This is a genomic window from Streptococcus gingivalis (genome assembly GCF_035544715.1).
GTDB classification, from domain to species: Bacteria; Bacillota; Bacilli; order Lactobacillales; family Streptococcaceae; genus Streptococcus; species Streptococcus gingivalis.
The window spans coordinates 535,910-556,444 of the sequence record NZ_JAYKTO010000002.1; the positions used below are offsets into that span (position 1 = coordinate 535,910).

The 20,535-nt window shown below is 42.2% G+C and carries 18 protein-coding genes; 14 read left to right on the plus strand and 4 right to left on the minus strand.

Features of this window, described 5'->3' with window-relative positions:
* Positions 1–7: 7 nt before the first annotated feature.
* From SM122_RS09095 to SM122_RS09125, 7 genes are all read left to right on the plus strand, one after another.
* Complete coding sequence (locus SM122_RS09095) at positions 8–2,512, plus strand: ATP-binding protein (RefSeq protein ID WP_195327463.1); 2,505 nt, start codon at positions 8–10, stop codon at positions 2,510–2,512.
* An 11-nt stretch (positions 2,513–2,523) separates the two neighbouring features.
* Positions 2,524–4,407, plus strand: coding sequence for a conjugal transfer protein (locus SM122_RS09100; RefSeq protein WP_324738275.1), 1,884 nt, complete (start codon positions 2,524–2,526; stop codon positions 4,405–4,407).
* Position 4,408: 1 nt separating this feature from the next.
* Positions 4,409–4,633, plus strand: coding sequence for a hypothetical protein (locus SM122_RS09105; RefSeq protein WP_021153907.1), 225 nt, complete (start codon positions 4,409–4,411; stop codon positions 4,631–4,633).
* Between the two features lie 16 nt (positions 4,634–4,649).
* Positions 4,650–5,762, plus strand: a complete 1,113-nt coding sequence (locus SM122_RS09110; RefSeq protein ID WP_324738276.1) for a CHAP domain-containing protein — start codon at positions 4,650–4,652, stop codon at positions 5,760–5,762.
* A 12-nt stretch (positions 5,763–5,774) separates the two neighbouring features.
* The gene (locus SM122_RS09115) at positions 5,775–6,023 is read left to right on the plus strand and encodes a DUF3173 family protein (RefSeq protein ID WP_003005186.1); all 249 of its coding nucleotides are present in this window, start codon (positions 5,775–5,777) and stop codon (positions 6,021–6,023) included.
* A gap of 1 nt (position 6,024) precedes the next feature.
* Positions 6,025–7,176, plus strand: a complete 1,152-nt coding sequence (locus SM122_RS09120) for a site-specific integrase (RefSeq protein ID WP_155200336.1) — start codon at positions 6,025–6,027, stop codon at positions 7,174–7,176.
* A gap of 78 nt (positions 7,177–7,254) precedes the next feature.
* Positions 7,255–7,554 (plus strand): YbaB/EbfC family nucleoid-associated protein, encoded by a 300-nt coding sequence (locus SM122_RS09125; RefSeq protein WP_003005613.1) that lies wholly within the window; start codon positions 7,255–7,257, stop codon positions 7,552–7,554.
* Positions 7,555–7,846: 292 nt separating this feature from the next.
* Here the strand turns inward: SM122_RS09125 and SM122_RS09130 are convergent, their stop codons facing one another.
* From SM122_RS09130 to SM122_RS09145, 4 genes are all read right to left on the minus strand, one after another.
* Positions 7,847–9,421, minus strand: coding sequence for an ATP-binding cassette domain-containing protein (locus SM122_RS09130; protein WP_195326672.1), 1,575 nt, complete (start codon positions 9,419–9,421; stop codon positions 7,847–7,849).
* A gap of 324 nt (positions 9,422–9,745) precedes the next feature.
* Positions 9,746–10,339 carry a 3'-5' exonuclease gene (locus SM122_RS09135; RefSeq protein WP_013904187.1) on the minus strand — a complete coding sequence of 198 codons (594 nt, stop codon included), beginning with the start codon at positions 10,337–10,339 and terminating at the stop codon, positions 9,746–9,748.
* Between the two features lie 53 nt (positions 10,340–10,392).
* On the minus strand, positions 10,393–10,887 hold the full coding sequence (locus SM122_RS09140) for a DUF536 domain-containing protein (RefSeq protein ID WP_003008835.1): 495 nt from the start codon (positions 10,885–10,887) through the stop codon (positions 10,393–10,395).
* Positions 10,888–10,991: 104 nt separating this feature from the next.
* The gene (locus SM122_RS09145) at positions 10,992–13,280 is read right to left on the minus strand and encodes a Xaa-Pro dipeptidyl-peptidase (RefSeq protein WP_155170257.1); all 2,289 of its coding nucleotides are present in this window, start codon (positions 13,278–13,280) and stop codon (positions 10,992–10,994) included.
* A 101-nt stretch (positions 13,281–13,381) separates the two neighbouring features.
* Between SM122_RS09145 and SM122_RS09150 the strand changes: the two genes are divergently transcribed.
* The 7 genes from SM122_RS09150 to fni all read left to right on the plus strand — a co-directional run bounded on the left by SM122_RS09150 (position 13,382) and on the right by fni (position 20,466).
* A complete protein-coding gene (locus SM122_RS09150; RefSeq protein WP_023919173.1) occupies positions 13,382–14,659 on the plus strand; it encodes an HdeD family acid-resistance protein in 1,278 nt (425 codons plus the stop codon).
* A 106-nt stretch (positions 14,660–14,765) separates the two neighbouring features.
* Positions 14,766–15,533 (plus strand): CppA N-terminal domain-containing protein, encoded by a 768-nt coding sequence (locus SM122_RS09155; RefSeq protein WP_155170255.1) that lies wholly within the window; start codon positions 14,766–14,768, stop codon positions 15,531–15,533.
* A 10-nt stretch (positions 15,534–15,543) separates the two neighbouring features.
* Positions 15,544–16,485: a serine hydrolase domain-containing protein gene (locus SM122_RS09160; RefSeq protein WP_173018907.1), complete on the plus strand. Its 942-nt coding sequence runs from the start codon at positions 15,544–15,546 to the stop codon at positions 16,483–16,485.
* A gap of 172 nt (positions 16,486–16,657) precedes the next feature.
* A complete protein-coding gene (mvk, locus tag SM122_RS09165; RefSeq protein ID WP_173018906.1) occupies positions 16,658–17,536 on the plus strand; it encodes a mevalonate kinase in 879 nt (292 codons plus the stop codon).
* Complete coding sequence (gene mvaD / locus SM122_RS09170; protein WP_155170249.1) at positions 17,518–18,468, plus strand: diphosphomevalonate decarboxylase; 951 nt, start codon at positions 17,518–17,520, stop codon at positions 18,466–18,468. The genes mvk and mvaD overlap by 19 nt, the downstream gene beginning before the upstream one ends.
* Positions 18,458–19,465 carry a phosphomevalonate kinase gene (locus SM122_RS09175; protein WP_155170247.1) on the plus strand — a complete coding sequence of 336 codons (1,008 nt, stop codon included), beginning with the start codon at positions 18,458–18,460 and terminating at the stop codon, positions 19,463–19,465. Before mvaD ends, SM122_RS09175 begins: the two co-directional genes overlap by 11 nt.
* Complete coding sequence (gene fni, locus SM122_RS09180) at positions 19,462–20,466, plus strand: type 2 isopentenyl-diphosphate Delta-isomerase (RefSeq protein WP_195326673.1); 1,005 nt, start codon at positions 19,462–19,464, stop codon at positions 20,464–20,466. The genes SM122_RS09175 and fni overlap by 4 nt, the downstream gene beginning before the upstream one ends.
* Positions 20,467–20,535: the final 69 nt, after the last annotated feature.

Sequence of the window (20,535 nt, forward strand, 5' to 3'; positions counted from 1 at the left end):
AGGACCTATGAGTATTACTTTAACCTATCCTATAAGGGAAACACATGAAAATCTAGCTCTCAAAAAAGATCAAACAGTCGTTGCTTATTATCGTATTCCAAACACTCCTATCACCATTACAGATGATGAAAAAAAGGGCAAACATAAAATCACTGTTGCTCAAATGATGAAGAAGCTCCAGAAAAACAAGTTCTTTGAAATATCTCTGATCCCTAAAGATTATCTCTTAGAAGAGAAAATGCGAGACTTCTCAGATGCTCTAGCAGATGACAGTCGTGAGCTAGGAGAAGAACTTCTTCTTTACACGGTGGATCGTCTAACAGATGAAATGGAAATCCCTTATCAGTTTGACTGGGTCGTGGGCGTGACCTTACGCAAACAAAATCATGGAGCTACCGTCAAAGACTTGGCCTATGAGAGCTTTAATGAGTTCACTGAAAAAATCGCAAAAGGCCTTGGCTATGAATATGAATTAAGTCCCACCTGGTATGAAGACTATAAAAGTGATGAATTCACCATTTTCCAAGCCTTCTCTGTCCTTCGGGCAAAACGTTTATCCAATGAAGAACTCTTTTATTACCAGCGAATGCAATACCTACGCTATATCCCTCACTACAAGAAGGAGGTACTGGCCAATCGTGCTCAATTCAATATCACTGATACCTTGATTAAAGTCTTAAAAGGTGGTTTCCTCAAGCTAGAAAGCCCTTATGGATCTTCTTTTGTGACGATTCTTCCGGTAGGTAAATTTCCTGTTCAATTCAACGGTTTTCATCTGGGCGAATTTATCCAACGTTTGAACTTTCCTGTTGAACTACGAATCAAAGCAGAATTCATTGATACTGGTAAAATCAAGGGGAGAATGGGACGATCAAATACACGTTATAGAAACATCATGGAAGAGGCAGAAAATACCGATACTGTCCAACAAGACGAGATCATCATGGGGTCCATCTCCTTAAAGGACTTAATGAAGAAAGTCGGAAACAAGGAAGATATCATCGAATATGGGGCCTATCTTATCGTCTCTGCTTCTAGTGTGAACCAACTACGACAAAGACGGCAAGTAGTTTTGAATTACTTTGATGATATGGGGGTTGAAATTAGTGAAGCCTCTCAAGACGGACCTTATCTCTTTCAAGCTCTACTCTATGGAGAAAATCTTCAAAAGAAAACTCGCACCTGGACACATATGGTCACAGCTCGTGGTTTTTCAGAACTTATGCCCTTCACCAATACCTCTTCTGGAAACCGTATCGGTTGGTATATCGGCCGAGTAGATAACTGGACAGGACGTTGGGATAATATTGCAAAAGCCATTGATTCCTCAAAGAACATTGTCCTCTACAATGCGACAGTCGGAAATAAAGAAGATATAGCTGGGAAGATCACTAAGAACCCACACATCATTATTACAGGGGCAACAGGTCAAGGAAAATCCTTTCTTGCTCAGATCATCTTTTTAAGTGTGGCTTTACAGAATGTTAAGACCCTCTACATTGACCCCAAACGTGAACTTAGAAATCACTACCAAGAAGTGATCAACTCACCTGAATTTGCACGTCTCTATCCTGAACGCAAGAAACAGATTGAGAACTTTAACTTTGTAACACTGGATAGCTCACTACCATCAAACCACGGAGTCTTAGATCCTATTGTCGTTCTAGATAAAGAACAAGCTGTAGAGGTCGCAAAAAACATGCTTGAGTTTCTGCTACAAGCCGTAGATGATGTCACAATGGATCAGAAAACAGCTATCACAGAAGCTATTAATGCGATTGTAGAAAAACGAGTCGCTGGTGAGAAAGTCGGCTTTAAACACGTCTTAAAAGTGCTGAGAGACTCTTCTTCCTCTGAAATTGCTTCAGTTGGTCGTTATTTGACATCAATTGTGACGAACTCTATCTTGGAACTAGCCTTTTCAGATGGGACCACTCAAGGCCTTAACTATGAATCACGAGTAACTATCCTAGAGGTCAATAACCTCAAACTACCCAAGGACGATTCCACAAAAATTTCAGATCATGAACGCAACTCTATTGCCCTCATGTTTGCGCTTGGTGCCTTCTGTACCCACTTTGGAGAACGAAATGAAAATGAAGATACCATTGAGTTCTTTGATGAAGCATGGATTCTTATGAAGTCCGCAGAAGGAAAAGCCGTTATCAAAAATATGCGTCGGATTGGACGCTCCAAAAATAATACCTTGGCACTGATTACTCAATCTGTACATGATGCAGAAAATGACGATGATACAACTGGGTTCGGAACCATCTTTGCTTTTTATGAAAAGTCTGAACGAGAAGATATCCTAAAACATGTCAATCTAGAAGTCACTGAAAGCAATCTCGAATGGATTGATAATATGATTTCTGGTCAATGCCTGTACTATGACGTGTATGGCAATCTCAATATGATTTCCGTACACAACATCTTTGAAGATATTGATATGCTTCTAAAACCAATGAAAGCTACAGTGTCATCAAGCCTTGAAAATAAATACGCTAGTTAGGAGGTGAATCCATGCAAGAAGCTTTTGACAAACTAAGGGGAGTCGATATATTTTCTCTTAAGTCCTACATGGAGCCTACTGGGTTTGCTTCCTTTAATGGGGCTTGGGTTCTGATTAATGAGCTTTTCGTCAACTTCTTCTTTTTCATTCTAAACGCAGTGGTGGGCTTCTTTTCTTTACTGATTCGAATTCTTGAAAAGATTGATCTCTACTCCAACTACAAGAACTATGTGTTTAATGGAGCGATGAATATCTGGAAAGGATTTATTGGTTCAAGTTCTGGCGGAGTCGCAAAACAATCACTCGTTTCAATGTTGCTTCTGATTCTAGCGTTCTATCTCTTTTTTCAGTTTTTCTTTTCTAAGGGAGCTTTTTCAAGAACTCTCCTTCACGTCTTTCTAGTTATCATCCTTGGCTTTGGTTACTTTGGAACAATCGCTGGAACATCAGGTGGTCTATATCTACTTGATACTATCAACCATGTCTCTCAAGATGTCACTAAAAATATCACGAATATCAAGGTAGAGTATGGCAATAATAAATCCATTAAAATTGGCGATTCCATGGCAGATAGCTATATTGCAGAAACCTCTTATAAAGCCTATGTATTTGTCAATACAGGACAAGAAAACGGGAAATATAAGAATAGCCAAGATGGGAAACAAGAAACTTTTGACGATAGTAAGGTATTAGGAACAGGCGATAAGAATGGAAACTTTAAAGCGGTTAAATCGAAAGATCGTAATAAATATCTAGATGAACTAGGAAATGGAGCCAATGATGATGGTGAAAAGAACCGATGGGTTTCAGCTATGCCTGATTTCATTTTCACTCGTATGTTTTATGTCATCTTCAAAATCTGTGAAGCTTTTGTATTAGCTATACCCGTTATCTTGATTCAGATGTTAAACGTCATTGCTCAGACACTCGTCCTGATGATGATCCTGCTCTTTCCAATTGTGCTATTGATGTCCTTCGTACCAAGAATGCAAGATTTGATTTTTGGAGTTCTGAAAGTCATGTTTGGAGGACTGCTTTTTCCAGCTATCACAAGTCTATTAACGCTTTTAGTCTTCTATATTGAAAAAATGATCGAAAACATTGTCATTACAGGTTTTGATGGCATCCTTAAAACACTTCCATCTTTGATTATCTTTGGCCTTGTCTTTAAACTACTCATTTCAGTTGTCTCAAAAGGACTCGTATATTTCCTTCTATGGAAATACAAAGCTGAACTGATCCAATTCATTCTTGGCTCTAAAGCACGAATGGTTGCGAATGACATTGGAAATAAAGTTGAAAAAGGGGTCACAAAGACCAGAGAGGTGGCTTCGCAAGTACCATCGAGAAGTCTTTCATCTGCTCAACACCTTGGGAACTTTGCCTTAGCAGGTGCTGGTTTCGGAGCTGGAATGGTGATGAATGCTAAGAGTCACTTCCAAAATGTTGGTTCTTTCTTTACTAATAAGGAATCAGAGCACCAACCTGATGAAGTGCTCCCAACGGAAACACTTGAGACGCCAACAAGTCTAGATACTCCTGAACCAAACATTCCGAAAACCAAGGCAATTTCTGAGAAGGTTAAACCAGTTGAAGAAAAAACACCAACTCCTTCAATAGAATCTCCAATCACAGTGGAGCCAACACCAAGTTCAAGCGAGGAATTCCAAACCCTTAAAGAAGAATGGATTTCTCCATTTAAACAACTCCGCATTAATAGTATTGAACGCAAATTAGAGGAATATAAAGATCCTCAAGCCATGTACAAAGCTCAAGGATCGAATGCTTTCACTCGTGCTTATAGAAAGACTATGACACGAGATGATAAATTAAGAGCCAATATTGAACGAAGAGACCGATTAACAGAACGCTTAAAACAACTCAGAGGAGAATGATATGAATACCAAAATACGCTCAAGAACTTCTTTTTCAAGAGTTCTTGAAGAAACTCTTTATCAGGCCTACCAAGAAGGAAAACGCTCAGTCGATTTCCTTCTTTTGTTTCCAGTCTCAGAACAAGAAAGAGACCAAATCATCCTACAAACTAAGTCCTATTCGGTCGTCTTAGATGCAAAATGGCGTTTTGGGACTGTTTTGTTCACTGCTTATATAAGACATTAACTAGAAAGGAGATTCGATGAAAAAACTAAAATGGTTTCTATTAGCTGGTCTCATTCCTCTCTTTCTACCGGTCCTCATTATCATTATCCTTATGGGAGCTGTCGGAGGTGGCGGAACAAATGGCTCACCACAATCCCAAAATGGAGTGACTTATGCGGATCACTGGTCAGATGGAGATCCCTATACTCACAATTTACTTGTTCATCGCTTCGGTATCACAGCAGAGCAATTAGACGGCTTTTTAGATACGTTAGGAATCTCCTATGATAAGAATCGAATTAATGGAAAGAAACTCCTCGAATGGGAAGCTAAGTCTAATCTTGATGTCCGTGGAATCGTTGCGATCGCACTAAATGAAAGCTCTCTTGGAACTGCTGGAGTAGCCACCAATCCTGGAGCTAATATGTTTGGTTTTGGAGCCTATGACTCCAACCCAGAATATGCCAATAACTTTAATGATGAGATTGCTGTTGTCGGCCTAACCCAGCAAACCATCATTGGGAATAAAAACCAAACCTTTAAAATACAAGATGATAAAGCTAAAAAGTTTGCGAATGGAACACTCAATCCAGCAACTGATGGTGGGGTCTATTTCACAGATACCACTGGATCAGGAAAAAGACGTGCAGAAACCATGCAAAAACTGGATGCCTTCATTGATGAACATGGAGGAACACCAAAAGCTCCTGAACAAACTACAGGAAAAACTAGAGATGGTGGTGGCATCACTTCAAATGATATACCTGTAGGCTATAGTTTAACAACAGCTATTGATACCACAGGATATATCACTAGTACCTATCCTTGGGGACAATGTACCTGGTATGTCTTCAACCGTGGAAAACAAGTTGGAGTCAACTTTGATCCATTTATGGGAAATGGTGGTCAATGGATGAATAAGCCAGGATTCACAACAACCCATACACCAACTGAGCACTCTGCACTATCATTTAGCCCTGGACAAGCTGGTGCTGATCCGATATACGGGCATATTTCATTTGTGGAACAAGTTAAATCAGACGGCTCAATTCTCGTCTCAGAATGTAATGTTAAAGGATTAGGAATCATTAGTTACCGCACATTTGATGCGGAAACTGCAAGACAATTTACCTATGTCATAGGACATTAGAAAGGAATATATATGATTCAAGTTGTAGATAAAAATGATTTAATGGAATTGATTGGATATTCTGAAACTCAAGCTAGTAAATTAATACGAAAGGCTAAGAGCCAGCTTGTACAAGAAGGATTTGAATGGTATAAGAATAAACGTATTGGACGAGTACCAATTATTACAGTTGAATCCATTCTTGGTTTTCAAATACAATTAAAAAATGATATAATTGAGGGGAACCTTCAAAGCGCTGTCATGACTGAAGGAGAAAAATAGCATGGCGGTAATTAAACAGGACGATGGACTGTGGCTAGTTGATATTAGTGATGGTAAAAGTTCCTTAACTGGCAAACGTATACGACACCGCAAATCTAATTTTTTAACGAAAAAAGAAGCAGAGGAATATGAGGCTTATTACCGTATCCATAAGTTAAATCAGATACAGAATACAAAAAAACTCACCATTTCCACTCTTTATGTAATGTTAAAAGGAGAAGATGAGCTTCGTGGAAATAAAAGAAGTACAGTAGATACCCAGGACTCATACTATACCCAATATGTATCGCGATTCTTTGAAAATGCTGATATGTCTTCAGTTACCATTCAAGATGTAAAAAAATATCGAGATTGGTTAATCGAACAGCCTAGTGTAAAAGGCGGCACACTTACAGCAACGCATATTAACCAACAAATGATTTTTGTTCATAAATTGTTTGATATCGCTATTTCAAAAGGTTTTAGACAGGACAATCCATGTAATGCTATTCGGAAACTTCCAGAAAAGCATAAAGAAATGTCTTATTATACTCCTGAACAATTCAAGGAGTTTGAGTCCTATTTCGAAGAAAGTGAATATCCTTTTAAACTTCTATATCGTGTACTCATGTTTACAGGAATTCGTATGGGAGAGGCACTTGCCTTAACTTGGAGAGATGTTTTTCTTGACGAGGGATATATTAAGATCCGTAAGTCAGCATATTATCGCAATGGGAAAACACATATTGGATCTGTAAAGACAACTCAATCAAATAGAGAAATCTACATCCATAAAGCTTTTGTGGATGAGTTGAGAACTTGGAAATCAGTTCAAAGTCAGAAGCTGTCTAAGCTAACTGATTCAACAGATGATTTGCAGATTTTCCAATTTTCAGGAGAGCCTATGACTGCTCCGAATGTCTCTAACTTTAGAGCATCATTCAAGAAACGATTGCCAAAAGATTTCAAATTGATTCGAAACCATGATTTTAGGCATTCACATGTAGCCTTTTTAATAAATCAGGGACTGAGGAGAGGAGAAGGAAAGGATTATATCTTTTTCACTCTAATGAAACGACTAGGACATAGTTCTATCAATACTACAATAAATATCTACTCACATTTGTTCCCATCACAACAAAAAGAAGTCGCTAACGCATTCGACGATTTTTAGAAAAATGGGCAGAAGTGGGCAGTAAAAATTAAGAAAAAGGGTCTAAACCCTTGATACGAAAGGAATCTAGAAAATATTATGATGAATATGCAAAATATGATGAAGCAAGCTCAAAAATTGCAAAAGCAAATGGAGCAAAGCCAAGCGGAATTAGCCGCAACTCAATTTGTAGGGAAATCTGCTCAGGATTTGGTTGTTGCAACTCTTACAGGTGATAAGAAGGTTGTTTCCATTGATTTCAATGCTGCAGTGGTCGACCCAGAAGATACAGAAACGCTTTCTGATATGACGGTGCAAGCCATCAATGCTGCCATTGAAGAAATTGATGCTGCAACCAAGAAAAAACTCGGTGCTTTCGCAGGGAAATTACCATTTTAAGCTAAGGAAGTTTTCATTAACTCAAAAGAGGCTCAGTTTTGAGCCTTTTTCAGATTGAAGACAAAGTCATATTAAAAACTTTCCTTGGGTGAGTACGGACGTTAGGTGAAATTATCCAGTGGATGATTTCAGCAATCCAGGAAGTTCCAAGACTAATTATTGAGCCTAAGGTCTCAATAATTCCGAGTGCCTGAAACGTTATTGTTTCAGGCACTTTTCTCACGGCGGAAAGTTTTAGTATTTTCTTTCTTTGAAACACTAACGATATATTTTTAGGTTTATGTCAGCAATTTTATTCTTTTCTTAGTTCAATGACTTGATCGTATCGACTTTCATTATCAATATGGTGAGCGATTTCTAACACCATCATCGGTAGTGAGAAAATCAAGTCTCGAACCATCTGGCTATTTTCTGCGTCAAGAGCTGCAGTTACCTCATCTGCTAATAAAATATCCTTTTTACGAAGTAGGAAGCGGGCTAGTTCAATCCGGACTCGTTGTCCGCCTGAAATATTTTCTCCGTTATTAGTGATTACAAAATCAAGTCCATCAGTGAGTTCATGGTCGAGTTTGACCTGTCTCAAAGCAGTCTCCAATTCTTGATCTGAAAACTCTTGTCCCAAACTGAGATTGTAGCGAATAGTATCATTAAAGAGGAAAGGATGCTGGCTGATAATGCCTACCTGACGAACAAAGTGACTTGTTTTAACTCCATCCCTTGTCCGACAAGTAATCGTTCCGGCATCCGGCTTTTCTTCTCCTGTGATCATTCGGAAGAGGGTTGATTTCCCACAGCCACTTGGCCCTTTGATGAGGACTTTTTCGCCTTGTCGAATGGATAGATTAAGATCGCGAATAATCTCTCTACCATTATAAGATTTACTTAAATGAGAAATTTCTAGTTCTTCTACTTGAGAGATCGAATGATTGTCCGTTTCACTATCATCTGCTCGATTTAAAATTCCGAAAATCTTTTCTGCCGTTGTTTTGGCTCCTTGTACTTCAACCACATCATACATAATATTTTGTATAGGACCTACCAGTTGACCAGCAGCAATATACATAGCAACCAGGCTAGCCACTGAAACATGATGACCCTGCATAGCAAGGAAGAACCCTAATACCAAGGGGAGTACTTGGCTCAGAAAGACCATAAAACCATTACAAAAGAAAACAATATTATGGGTAAAAGCAAACCTTTGAATAGCTCGTTGATAACGAAGATTGATATTCCAGACGCGCTGAGAATTTTCAGGCAAGGCTTGATTCATCCGCAAGGTCTGAGCTCCTCGAATACTATCAGAGATTTGGTTATGAACAGCTGTTCTTCCCTGAGACATTTCATCCCCTGAATTCTTTAGCTTATTATTCATCAAGAATTGTGGAATGGGACGTAAGATTGTGAAGAAAACAAAGATAGAACCCAATAAAACATTTTGGGCAATGATATAGATCGCCGTAATCAGTGCTCCAAATCCCCAACATGAAATAGACATATAGCGTTCAAAAAAGTTATCTCCTAGAAATTCCATATCCTGTGTCAGCATGGTAATCTTTTCATCTTCACTATATTCCCTGTCTTCCATTAACTTCTGAAAAAGGGCCGTTCGGATATTCATGTGAATTTCACGTCTAAAGACATTATTTGCATGATTACAAAATAACATTAGACTATACAAAGCGAAATAGACAGAAAAACCAAAGAGAGCAAATTTCCAAATAGAGGAATAGGTAAGGTTATTTTGATCTATCGATAGTGCTTTGGCAACAACCAAGGGTTGCCCTAATGCGAGACCCCCATTTGCCAGTGCTCCAATAATGGTTAGGTATTTTGTTTTTTTATCAAGATATTTAAAGATATTAATCATAAATCTCTCCTAGAAAATAGAACCCTATGGTTGAGAAATATCAGATGTAATCATTAAATCTTATTACATATTATTCTTTGTGATATATTTTACATGCTCATTATACATCTAAGAATAAGTCTGGTCAATGAATATTCAAAAAATTAGAAATGATTAAAACTTTAATAACTAATATTTTAAGATAAGCCTTTGAAAATGCTCTATTTGTCTGTCGGATGAAAATTTACTTTAGTCAATCTTTACAGAAATGAAATAAAAAGCACCCCCAAAGAAAGATATGAAAACATCTAACTCTAGGAGTACTGCTCAGTTTTGAGCCTTTTTTTATTCATCAAAGAATCCGGATAGGTCCAAGCCTCCGAAGGGGTTGGTGGAGAAGTTCTCTTGCTCTTCAAGGAGGGTACGGCCTTGATCGAATTCGAGGAATTGTTCGTAGACAAGGGCTGTCATGCGGGCATCCTCCAAGCTATCGTGTGATTTTCCTGCGACTCCCAAAAATTCTGCAACGGTGTGGAGTTGGAGATTTTTAATGCCGTGGAGGTCAGATGGACGACGTTCGAAAGCCTCGTCAAAGACATCGACAGCGTACTGGTCTTCTAAATCCAAGCCATTTTCAAGTAGGATGGGTAGGTCGCTCTTTTTGGCATTGTATCCGATCAAGGGCCGGTCTCCTACAAAGGCCTTGAATTCGCTGAGGACCTGTTCTAGTTGTGGGGCATTTTGGATCTTGTCCTGGGTAATGCCAGTGAGGCCGTTAATAAAGCTTTTTAGAGGCTTATCGGTGTAGACGTAGGAGTCGTAGTGGTCGACTTCTTTACCGTCCGTAAAACGTACGGCAGACACCTGGATGATCTGATAGGCGCCTTCGTATTGGTTAAATTCGAGGTCAAAGGCGATATAATCTTCTAATGCTTTCATGGGAAATCTCCTGTGGTAGAAAAGAAAAGGGACTGGTAGGATCCAGCCCCGGATTATCGACGGAAAACGCGTGCCCAGAAACCTTTGCTTTCTTGCTCTTGAACTTTTTCGTTGGCTTGTTCGAGTTCAAGTTTCAAGGTATCGCGGTCGTTCATTGCTTGTAAAGTCAATTGTTGTTGTTGGTCCAATTGCTTGTCTTTTTCAGCAATTTGAACGTCTTTCACGCGCAACTGTTCATCTTTCTTAGCGAGTTGCTCGTCTTTGGCTTTGAGTTGCTCGTAGAGACGGACGATTTCAGCATTTTTTTCATCTACCAAAATTTCCATCAATTCGCGTTGTTTCACATCATCGCTGACGGGCTCATCTTCAAAAATAGTTTTTTTGTAGATTTCTTCGAGCTTGATCAAGCCACTACGGGTTACAACGGTAACCCCTTTTTCGTTCTTTTGTGTATCTTCTGGAGCCAGCGCTTTGACACGGTTATTGACCGCCTGGCGGCTGACTCCTAAAATTTCAGCAATTTCGCTGACAGTTTTTTCAATCGCCATAACTTCCTCTAATATCTTTTTCTATGAAATACTCTATTAGATAGTAACATAAGTAGGCTAAGCTGTCAAATGAAGCCGAGTAAGGGCAAGCCTTGAGACCACGATTAGCGGGTCTCTGTCATTTCAGGAAGATGGAGGCTGGATTGTGCTAAATCAATGGTCAGTTGGTAATCGGTTTGATCGCGCACAGTGATTTCAAAGTCCGTTGTGTAAAGGACCAGGCGAAGGGTCGCTCCTTTTTCGAGCTTGTAGATGGTTGGTTGAAGATCAAAGTCAAATTCCATCCACTCGCCTGGCGTCACAGCCTCAACCTCTAAGAGGTCATGACGATTTTGGAGGTTGAGATAACCTTTAGAAATGACTCGTTGGCCAGCTTCTTTGAAAGGCAACTCAGTCAAATTGTCTAGCATATGGTAGCGACCGTTATCCAGCGTACGGACCGACAAGACAGCAGGATAGGGTTGGAGGTATTTCTTGCTTCCAAGCTCTAAGAGTTGGGCTGAAAGCAGGCCTTTATTGGTGCTGGAGTAAAGTCGCAGGTGAAGGCGAGCTTTCCCATTGAGGTGTAGGTCTTCTTCGATTGGAAGATCAATGGTCACCTGTTGCGCCTTATCCTGGTAGAGGTCCGTTAAGAAGGTCGGATAAGCCTTGCCATAGCGCTCGTAATCTTTTGTCTCGTAGCGGTTTTGGATGACTTTTTCGTCGTCTCCCAGGGAGAAGGTCCGCTGATTTGTTTGGTTGCCAAAATCATCCAAGGAAGTCCAACTTTGTTCTCCTGTATTGTCCTGCCAGATGACAGTAGGCAATTCATAGCTTGAATCGTAGCCCAGCAATTTTTTAGAGAGGAGGGCGTTCATGCTTTCGCGGAAGTCAATGGATTGCCAGTTGTTGAGATAGACATGGGCACCATTGTGATAGAAGAGGTGTTTCTTGATGCTTGTTGGAAGAGCCTGGAACATATTAAAGACGTGAAGAGGTTTCACGTTCCAGTCTTGCGAACCATGAGTGAAGACCACCTCAGCCTTCACCTGATCAGCATGTAAGAGATAATTGCGGTCGTGCCAGAATTGATTGTAGTCTCCAGAAGCGCGGTCCAGCTCTTTTTTCACGATGTCTAGATCGGCTTGGTGGGCTGCATTATGGTGCAAATAGTCTCCACCTAGAAGGTTGCGCGAGTAGGTCAATTCGGCAAGGGAATCGAAATCTTCACCTGGATAGCCACCAGGACTTGTCACGAGGCCGTTTTCGCGGTAGTAGTTGTACCAAGAAGAGATCCCAGCCTCTGCAATGATGACTTCAAGACCGTCCACACCTGTGGTCGCAAGGCCGTTAGACATGGTTCCAAGGTAAGAGATCCCGGTGGTTGCGACCTTTCCATTAGACCAATCAGCTTTGACTTGGCGTTTGCGTGTGTGATCTGTAAAGGCCCGGCAACGGCCATTGAGCCAGTCGATGACATTCTTATAGGCTTCGATTTGACGATAATCTCCATTGGTCATCAAGCCTTGGGAATCCTTGGTTCCAAGACCGGAGACGTAGAGATTGGCAAAGCCACGAGCGAGCAGGTAGTCATTGAGAGTATAACTGCTGTTGATATGAGTGAGGGTTTCTTCAGCTTCATCGACTAGCTCAGCTGAACCGACAGGATCCACCAATTCTAATTGAGGTACTTCTACTTGAATGGTATGAGGTTCTTTGACCTCGAGGTCGACATTCATATTGTAGAGGGCCTTGTCGCTGGCCTTATCGTTGGTCCCTTGGTGATAAGGACTTGCGGTCATAACAGCTGGAATCTTGCCTTCATAGCGAGGACGGATAATGCTGACCTTGACCAAGTCTGGCAGACCATCTTTGTCGGTATCGACCCGACTTTCCACATAGACGACCTCGCGGATGGCATCATGGCTCGTAAAGGTTGCGAGGCTCTTGCCGTTAAAATAGTGATACTGGTTATCTTCAGGAATCAAGCCATCGCTGACCAACTGATCGATGAGTAAATTTCCTTTTACTGTTCGAGTATTGAGAAGGTGATAGAGGTTTTCTACCAAGTTTCCATACTCAATCGGAAATTGGACTTCTTTCAAGAAGCTATCCGTATCTTCAAAATCAATAAAATAGCGGAAACCGAGTAATTGGAGGGCTACTGTGTAAAAAATGTTCGGAGACCATTCGCAGTCAGATTGGATATACGTTAAAAAGTCTGTTTTAGAATCCACCACTAGGTTAGAGAGGGGATAATCTGTATCTTTATAGGTGAAGTAAACCTTGCGGACAAACCATTCAAACAGTTCTTTTTCTGGGAGGTGGGTGGGAAGGTCAAACCCAATTTCTTTTAGTTCCTTAAGAATGTCTTTTTGGTCAACAGATAGATAGCTATATTGATTGTATTTCATAGACTGCTCCTTTTATCAGTTTCTTTTTTCTTTACTTCTTATATTATACTTGATAAAATAGTATTTGTCTAAAGACCTTTCGTCTATAAGGAGAAGGAATATTGAAAAAAATATCTTTTGAACAAGTTGCAAGAAGACGGACCTTATTGTTTGGGGTTCTTGCCGTCATTTTTGGGATTCTCATTTTTCGAAACGGCGTTGGTTTCACCAAATTTTCCTTGGATCTATTAGCCATTTACTTTTTAGTTGATGGACTAGGAAGCTTTCTTCTTCGCTTTTTGTTACGTAGCAAGTCTATTTCCTATAGCCACTCTATTTGGTTTATTTTTCTTTCACTTGCGTTGATCTGGTTGAATCGACTGAGTAGTCTGCCCGTAAACTTAGTTGTGATTTGTTTAGGGGCATATCAGTTGGGGAGTGCCATTGTCTATGGGATCACATTTTGGCTTTATAAGGCCAATCGGGTAAAAGGAGGCTGGCTCTATTTATGGGATGCGCTTTTAAACGGTGGGCTTGGTCTAGCAACTGTCTTGGAACCTGGTTCAGATGGGCACTTCCAATTTATCCTCTTGGGGGCTTATCTGGTCTTGTTGGGGATTTCTAATATTCGAGATGGTATTTTATTTGACAAAGACCAACAAGGCCAAGAGTTAAAACGTCGCTTTCGTATTAGCCTACCGGTTATCTTTGCAGCCTTTATCCCTGCTAAGGAGTTAAAACGGTTTAACCAGTTTCTTCAAAAAGGGAGCTCGGCGGGACACACAGGCCCTTATCGATTGGTGAAAAAAGAAGAAGAGGCAAGGGAATTAGAAATTTTGGTTCATACTTCTGACAGCAACTTATTTGGAGCGATTGGGCATGTAGATATTTGTTATCAGGGGAAGGTCATTTCTTACGGAAGTTACGATCCCTTTTCAGAGCGTCTATTTGGGACGATTGGGGATGGCGTACTGTTTAAAGTGGATAAGGAACCATACATCGAACTATGTAAAAAAGAGAGTCAAAAGACGCTGTTTGGCTACAGCCTATCCCTTACCGAAGAAGAGAATCAGGCAGTAGAGAAGCGTCTAGCTGAAATTGATCAGTTGTTAGAACCTTGGGATCCACCTAGGAGGTTACTGGAAGACGGTCAGCCGACCTACGCTTACAAATTGAAATATGATTTAGGGGCTGAGCTATATAAATTTACTTCTTCGCGTTTTAAATCTTACTTTGTTCTGTCTACTAATTGCTGCCTGTTAGCAGATTCCATTGTGGGACAGGCAGGAACGGCTGTATTAGATGTGCGTGGAGTGATTGCACCAGGGACCTATCAGGATTACTTAGAATACGAATTTGAAGCTCCAAACGGGCGGGTCCATACACGAACAGTATACTAAAAAAAGAAAGACAGATTTTTATTTTTGAAAAATCTGTCTTTTTTGCACAAGATTTCTTGTAAAAAGCCAGAAAATCTTTTACAATAAAAAGTGCTTGGAGGAAAGTATGACAGCAAATCAGATCGTAAGAGTGATCCCAGTCTTGAAAGTGAATAACCGAAATGTCAATCAACGCTTTTATGAAGAGACATTGGGAATGAAAGTATTAGTGGAAGAAGGAGCTCTCCTGTCTTTAGGAGATGCCTCAAAAGTAGAAAAAATCGTCTTAGAAGAGTCACCGAGTATGCGTTCGCGTAAGGTCGAAGGTCCAAAGAAATTGGGTCGCATCGTGGTGAAAGTGGCACAAGCTCAAGAAATTGATTATTTGTTGGCCCGCCAGCCAGAGACAAGCGCCCTTTACCAAGGAGCTAATGGTCGCGCCTTTGAAGTTGTGTCTCCTCAAGGAGATACCATTTTCGTGCATGCGGAAGAAAATCTTGAAAGCCTAGAACCTTTGGAGAAAGCGCCTCTTGTTGAGCTTCCAGAAGATTTCAAAGGTTTGACCAGCTTTGATGTGGACTTTCTTGAGGTCAATGTGGCCGATCTTGCTGAGGCTGAGAAGTTCTATAGCAACTTGCCAGCTTTGGCCCACTTTATCCATTTGCAGGAAGCTCAAGGAGAAGATCTCCAAGTGGAGAACAAGGTGACTTGGGATTTGAGCATGATCAAGGTCGAATTGGCATCTTTTGATGTGGAAGTCGTGAAAGAACGCTTGGGAGAAACTGTCGATTTTGTGCACCGTAAGGGAACTTTCTTGATTGCCAAGGATCCAAGCCAGATAGAACTCTGGTTTGAAGCCAATCAAGATCAGGTCCATATTTCTTATGAAGAATAAGAATGGAGTGATGAGCGTGAATGCAATCATCGAAAAAATTACCGAACAAATCCAAGAAGGCATCTATCCAGGTGCCTCTCTTGCGCTTTACCGCAAGGGTCAGTGGAGTGAGCACTATCTGGGACTAGCGGATCCTGAAAAAGGAGAGTCAGTAGTGGCTGACCTGGTCTATGATTTGGCCAGTGTCAGTAAGGTCGTCGGAGTCGCTACCATCTGTGCTTTTTTGTATGCGAAAGGGGAGCTTCCGCTCGATCGTCCCTTTAAAGAGTTTTACCCGCGTTTTGCTCATGAGAAGACGACCATCCGGGAACTGTTGACCCATACTTCTGGGCTGGATCCTTTTATCCCCAACCGGGATCAATTGGATGCGAGACAGTTGAAAACAGCTCTTGAAAATTTGCAGTTGAAAGAAGACAAGAGTTTTCATTACACCGACGTCAATTTTCTTCTGCTGGGCTTTTGGTTAGAAGACAGGTTTCACCAGCCCTTGGATCGTTTATTTGAAGAGCTGATCTTTACACCTTGGAAGATGACAGAGACACGGTTTGGACCGGTCGAAAAGGCGGTGCCAACGGTCCGTGGCCTTGCTTCTGGAAGTGTTCATGATCCCAAAGCGAGAGTATTGGGCTGTCATGCGGGAAGTGCTGGACTTTTTTCAACTGTTGCTGATCTAGAGCGCTTCTTAGAGCATTATCTGAAGGATGATTTTGCGCGTGACTTGTCTCAGAATTTTGCGCGTGAAGAGGGCAAGACCCGCGCTCTCGGATGGAATCTAGAGGGGGACTGGTTGGATCATACAGGCTATACAGGAACCTTTATCATGTACAATCGAAAGAAGCAGGAAGCTGTGATCTTTTTGTCCAACCGGACCTATGAGAAGGACGAACGGGCCCAATGGATCCTGGACCGCAACTCTTTGATGGACTTGATCAAACAAGAATGTGAGAAATAGAAATGGATGGCTGGGATGACGGATCCCGGCCTTTTCTTGTCTGTCCATAAGAAGGAGCTCTTCTGGGTGATCCATTTTTGGACTCCGTCTTAGGTTGGATTTCCTTCAAAAGCATCGCTTTTTTGGCTGATTTATATTAAAATAGTAATGACCTTAATAGAGCGAGATGAATATGCATAAAGAGATAGGCGTCGGAAGGGCGCATAGTAAAATTATCTTAATTGGAGAGCATGCGGTGGTCTATGGCTATCCAGCTATTGCCCTGCCTCTCCATCATATCGAAGTGACCTGCCAGATTATCCCAGCAGACAGTCCATGGATTTTGTTTGAAGACGACACCTTGTCCATGGCGGTTTTTGCGTCTCTTGAGCACCTCGGGATTAAAGAGGCCCGGATTCGCTGCCGGATTCAGTCTATGGTACCGGAAAAACGGGGGATGGGGTCCTCTGCGGCGGTCAGTATCGCAGCTATTCGTGCAGTTTTTGACTATTATCAAGAGGAGCTGGATGATGAGACCTTAGAAATCCTGGTCAATCGAGCAGAAACCATTGCCCATATGAATCCAAGCGGGCTCGATGCCAAGACTTGTTTGAGTGATCAAGCCATTAAATTCATCCGGAATGTCGGCTTTTACCCGCTAGAGCTGGGTATAAAAGCGAGCTTGGTGATTGCGGATACGGGAATTCACGGCAATACCCGTGAGGCGATTCAAAAGGTTGAAGCCAGGGGGCAGGAAGTTTTGTCCCATTTCCATGAGATTGGTCAGTTGACCCAGCAGGTGGAAGAGGCTCTGAAAATGAATGATCTAACGAACCTAGGACAGGCTTTGACTACTTGCCATGAGCACTTGAGAGCCGTCGGTGTCAGCTGTGAAAAAGCAGACCATCTGGTCGCCGTTGCCCTTGAAAATGGGGCCTTAGGCGCTAAAATGAGCGGAGGCGGTCTTGGTGGCTGTGTGATTGCCCTCGTCAAGGATTCTCGTGAAGCAGCAACCATTGCCCATGCATTAGAAAAAGAAGGAGCGCACCATACATGGATCGAAAACCTGTAAAGGCTAAGTCCTATGCCAATATCGCGATTATCAAATACTGGGGAAAAGAAGATGCCAAACAGATGGTCCCTTCGACCAGTTCGATTTCGTTGACCTTAGAAAATATGTATACAGAGACCAGTCTCTCTCCCTTACCAGCAGATGCGACTGCGCATGAATTTTACATCGATGGGGAATTCCAAAATCCAGCTGAGCAAGCCAAAATTGGAGCTGTGATTGATGGCTTGAAGCCAGCAAATGAAGCGGGATTTGTTCGAGTGGATACCAGCAACAACATGCCAACCGCAGCAGGCTTGTCCTCTAGCTCGAGTGGGCTCTCTGCTCTCGTCAAGGCTTGCAATCAGTACTATGATTTGGGCTTGAGCCAGGAGGAATTAGCTCAAAAAGCCAAGTTTGCTTCGGGTTCCTCTTCACGGTCTTTCTTTGGCCCTTTAGCGGCCTGGGACAAAGAAAGTGGAGAGATTTATAAGGTTAAAACAGACCTGAAACTGGCTATGATCATGCTGGTTCTCAATGACAAGCAAAAGCCCGTTTCCAGCCGGGAAGGGATGAAACGCTGCATGGAGACTTCGACTAATTTCAAAGAATGGATCGAAGAGTCTAGACAAGATTATAAGGATATGCTGGACTATCTAGCTGGCAATAATTTTGAACAGGTCGGTCAGCTGACAGAGCGCAATGCCCTTGCTATGCATGCGACGACTAGAACAGCCACTCCAGCCTTTAGCTACTTGACAGAAGAAAGCCACAAAGCTATGGACTTTGTCCGTGAGCTTCGCGCTGCAGGCCATGCTTGTTACTTCACCATGGATGCAGGGCCAAACGTTAAGGTTCTCTGTTTAGAAGAAGACTTGGATCAGCTGATGCCTTTATTTGACGACCGCTATCGGACCATCGTATCTAAAACAAAGGATCCTCAAGATGAAGACTAAGTATCAGGTACAGACCGGAGGCAAGCTCTATCTAGCTGGAGAATACGCGGTGCTAACGCCTGGCTATGGGGCAGTGATTCAGTTTATCCCCATTTATCTATCAGCTACCATCCAAGAAGCAACAGCCTACCAGCTAGCCTCAGACCTTTTTGGTTACAAGGTAGATTTGACCCCAAATAAGGACTACGCCTTGATTCAAGAGACTATTCAGCTTATGGAAGAGTGGCTGAAAGATCAGGGGATAGCCCCTAAACCCTTTGATCTTTACCTTAGAGGAACACTGGGCGAAGAGGGGAAAAAGTATGGGATTGGTTCCAGCGGAAGTGTGGTCTTGCTCGTGATCAAGGCCATGGCTGCTCTGTATGAGTTAGACTTAAATCCAGATCTGCTCTTTCGACTAGCAGCAGTGGTCTTGGTGCAAAGAGGGGACAATGGTTCCATGGGCGATTTGGCTTGTATCGCTTACGAGGACTTGATTTATTACCAATCCTTTGATCGGGCTTGGTTGCATGAAGTCTTGACTTCTCAGCCTCTTTCACAAGTTTTAGACCTGGATTGGGACTACCAGATCTGCTCGATCCAGCCAGCCATCTCTTATGATTTTCTGGTTGGTTGGACCAAGGAACCAGCGATTTCAAGTGATTTGATCCGCCAGGTCAAGGGAGCGATCAAGGAAGAATTTCTTCAGGAGAGCCAGAGCGCAGTGAAGAATCTTGAAAAAGGCCTCCGTGAAGGGAACCAAAAGGACATTGAGACCAGTATCAAACGCGCCGATAAGAACCTAAAGTCTTTGAACCATCTGATCTATACCCCGGCTCTGAAAGTTCTACAGCAAGCGACAGAGGGCCTTTTTGCCTGTGCCAAATCCAGTGGTGCTGGAGGAGGCGACTGTGGGATCGCCCTTAGTTTTGATCCAGTTGAGACTCAGATCTTGATAAAGCGCTGGAAGGAAAAGAATATTGAAGTCATTTACCAAGAAAGGATGGGAGATTCGTGAGCGAAAATCGAAAAGACCAGCATATTCGTTATGCCTTGGAGCAAAGCTCCTCCTATAATAGCTTTGATGAGATCGAGCTGATTCACCGATCCCTCCCCCTTGTGGATCTAGCGGAGATTGATTTGACAACCCATTTCGCAGGGCGTGATTGGGAGTTTCCTTTTTACATCAATGCCATGACAGGCGGGAGTAAACGAGCCAAAGAGATCAATCAAAAGTTGGCAGCAGTAGCCGAAGCCTGTGGGATTCTCTTTGTGACTGGCTCTTACAGCGCAGGGCTGAAGGATCCGAACGATCAATCGTATGCGGTCCAAAAAGACCATCCTCGTCTTCTTTTAGCGACCAATATTGGCATCGATAAAGAGCCAGATCTGGGCTTGCGAACAGTGGAGGAGCTACACCCTCTCTTTCTTCAAGTCCATGTAAATCTGATGCAAGAGTTGCTCATGCCCGAAGGGGAGCGGATTTTCCACACTTGGAAAGACCATCTAAAGAGCTATGGGCAGGGCTTTCCTGTACCTGTAGTCCTGAAGGAAGTTGGCTTTGGTATGGATCCCAAAACAGTTCAGGCAGCGTTAGAAGCTGGGATCAAAACCGTCGATATTTCTGGTCGTGGTGGCACTAGTTTTGCCTATATTGAGAATCGTCGTGGTGGCAATCGTGCTTATCTGGATGATTGGGGACAATCAACTGCGCAGTGTCTCTTACAGTTACAGGATCAGATGGATCAGATTGAGATCCTCGCAAGCGGGGGCATCCGTCATCCCCTTGATATGGTCAAGGCCTTAGTCCTTGGAGCGCGTGGCGTAGGACTATCCCGCGTTTTTCTTGAGATGGTAGAGACTAAGAGCATTGAAGAAGTGATCGCCATTGTCCAAGGCTGGAAAGAAGACCTCAGATTGCTCCTTTGTGCGCTCGGTTGTCAGAACCTGAAAGAGGTCCGTGAAGTCGACTATCTCCTTTATGGAAAGTTGTGGCAAGCTCAGCAACAGAAAAAATGAAGAAAAATCATTTTAGAAACTTTCCTTAGGTGAGTACGGACGTCAGCGAACTTCTACGAAGTTCCATGA

Excerpts from the sequence above, each read along its gene's own strand:
- SM122_RS09110 (WP_324738276.1), top strand. The coding sequence starts at position 4,650 with ATGAAAAAACTAAAATGGTTTCTATTAGCTGGTCTCATTCCTCTCTTT.
- SM122_RS09140 (WP_003008835.1), bottom strand. The coding sequence starts at position 10,887 with ATGGCGATTGAAAAAACTGTCAGCGAAATTGCTGAAATTTTAGGAGTC.
- mvaD (WP_155170249.1), top strand. The coding sequence starts at position 17,518 with ATGGATCGAAAACCTGTAAAGGCTAAGTCCTATGCCAATATCGCGATT.
- SM122_RS09145 (WP_155170257.1), bottom strand. The coding sequence starts at position 13,280 with ATGAAATACAATCAATATAGCTATCTATCTGTTGACCAAAAAGACATT.
- SM122_RS09160 (WP_173018907.1), top strand. The coding sequence starts at position 15,544 with ATGAGCGTGAATGCAATCATCGAAAAAATTACCGAACAAATCCAAGAA.
- SM122_RS09135 (WP_013904187.1), bottom strand. The coding sequence starts at position 10,339 with ATGAAAGCATTAGAAGATTATATCGCCTTTGACCTCGAATTTAACCAA.
- SM122_RS09130 (WP_195326672.1), bottom strand. The coding sequence starts at position 9,421 with ATGATTAATATCTTTAAATATCTTGATAAAAAAACAAAATACCTAACC.
- SM122_RS09095 (WP_195327463.1), top strand. The coding sequence starts at position 8 with ATGAGTATTACTTTAACCTATCCTATAAGGGAAACACATGAAAATCTA.
- SM122_RS09115 (WP_003005186.1), top strand. The coding sequence starts at position 5,775 with ATGATTCAAGTTGTAGATAAAAATGATTTAATGGAATTGATTGGATAT.
- SM122_RS09105 (WP_021153907.1), top strand. The coding sequence starts at position 4,409 with ATGAATACCAAAATACGCTCAAGAACTTCTTTTTCAAGAGTTCTTGAA.
- SM122_RS09155 (WP_155170255.1), top strand. The coding sequence starts at position 14,766 with ATGACAGCAAATCAGATCGTAAGAGTGATCCCAGTCTTGAAAGTGAAT.
- SM122_RS09125 (WP_003005613.1), top strand. The coding sequence starts at position 7,255 with ATGATGAATATGCAAAATATGATGAAGCAAGCTCAAAAATTGCAAAAG.
- SM122_RS09100 (WP_324738275.1), top strand. The coding sequence starts at position 2,524 with ATGCAAGAAGCTTTTGACAAACTAAGGGGAGTCGATATATTTTCTCTT.
- SM122_RS09175 (WP_155170247.1), top strand. The coding sequence starts at position 18,458 with ATGAAGACTAAGTATCAGGTACAGACCGGAGGCAAGCTCTATCTAGCT.
- SM122_RS09120 (WP_155200336.1), top strand. The coding sequence starts at position 6,025 with ATGGCGGTAATTAAACAGGACGATGGACTGTGGCTAGTTGATATTAGT.
- mvk (WP_173018906.1), top strand. The coding sequence starts at position 16,658 with ATGCATAAAGAGATAGGCGTCGGAAGGGCGCATAGTAAAATTATCTTA.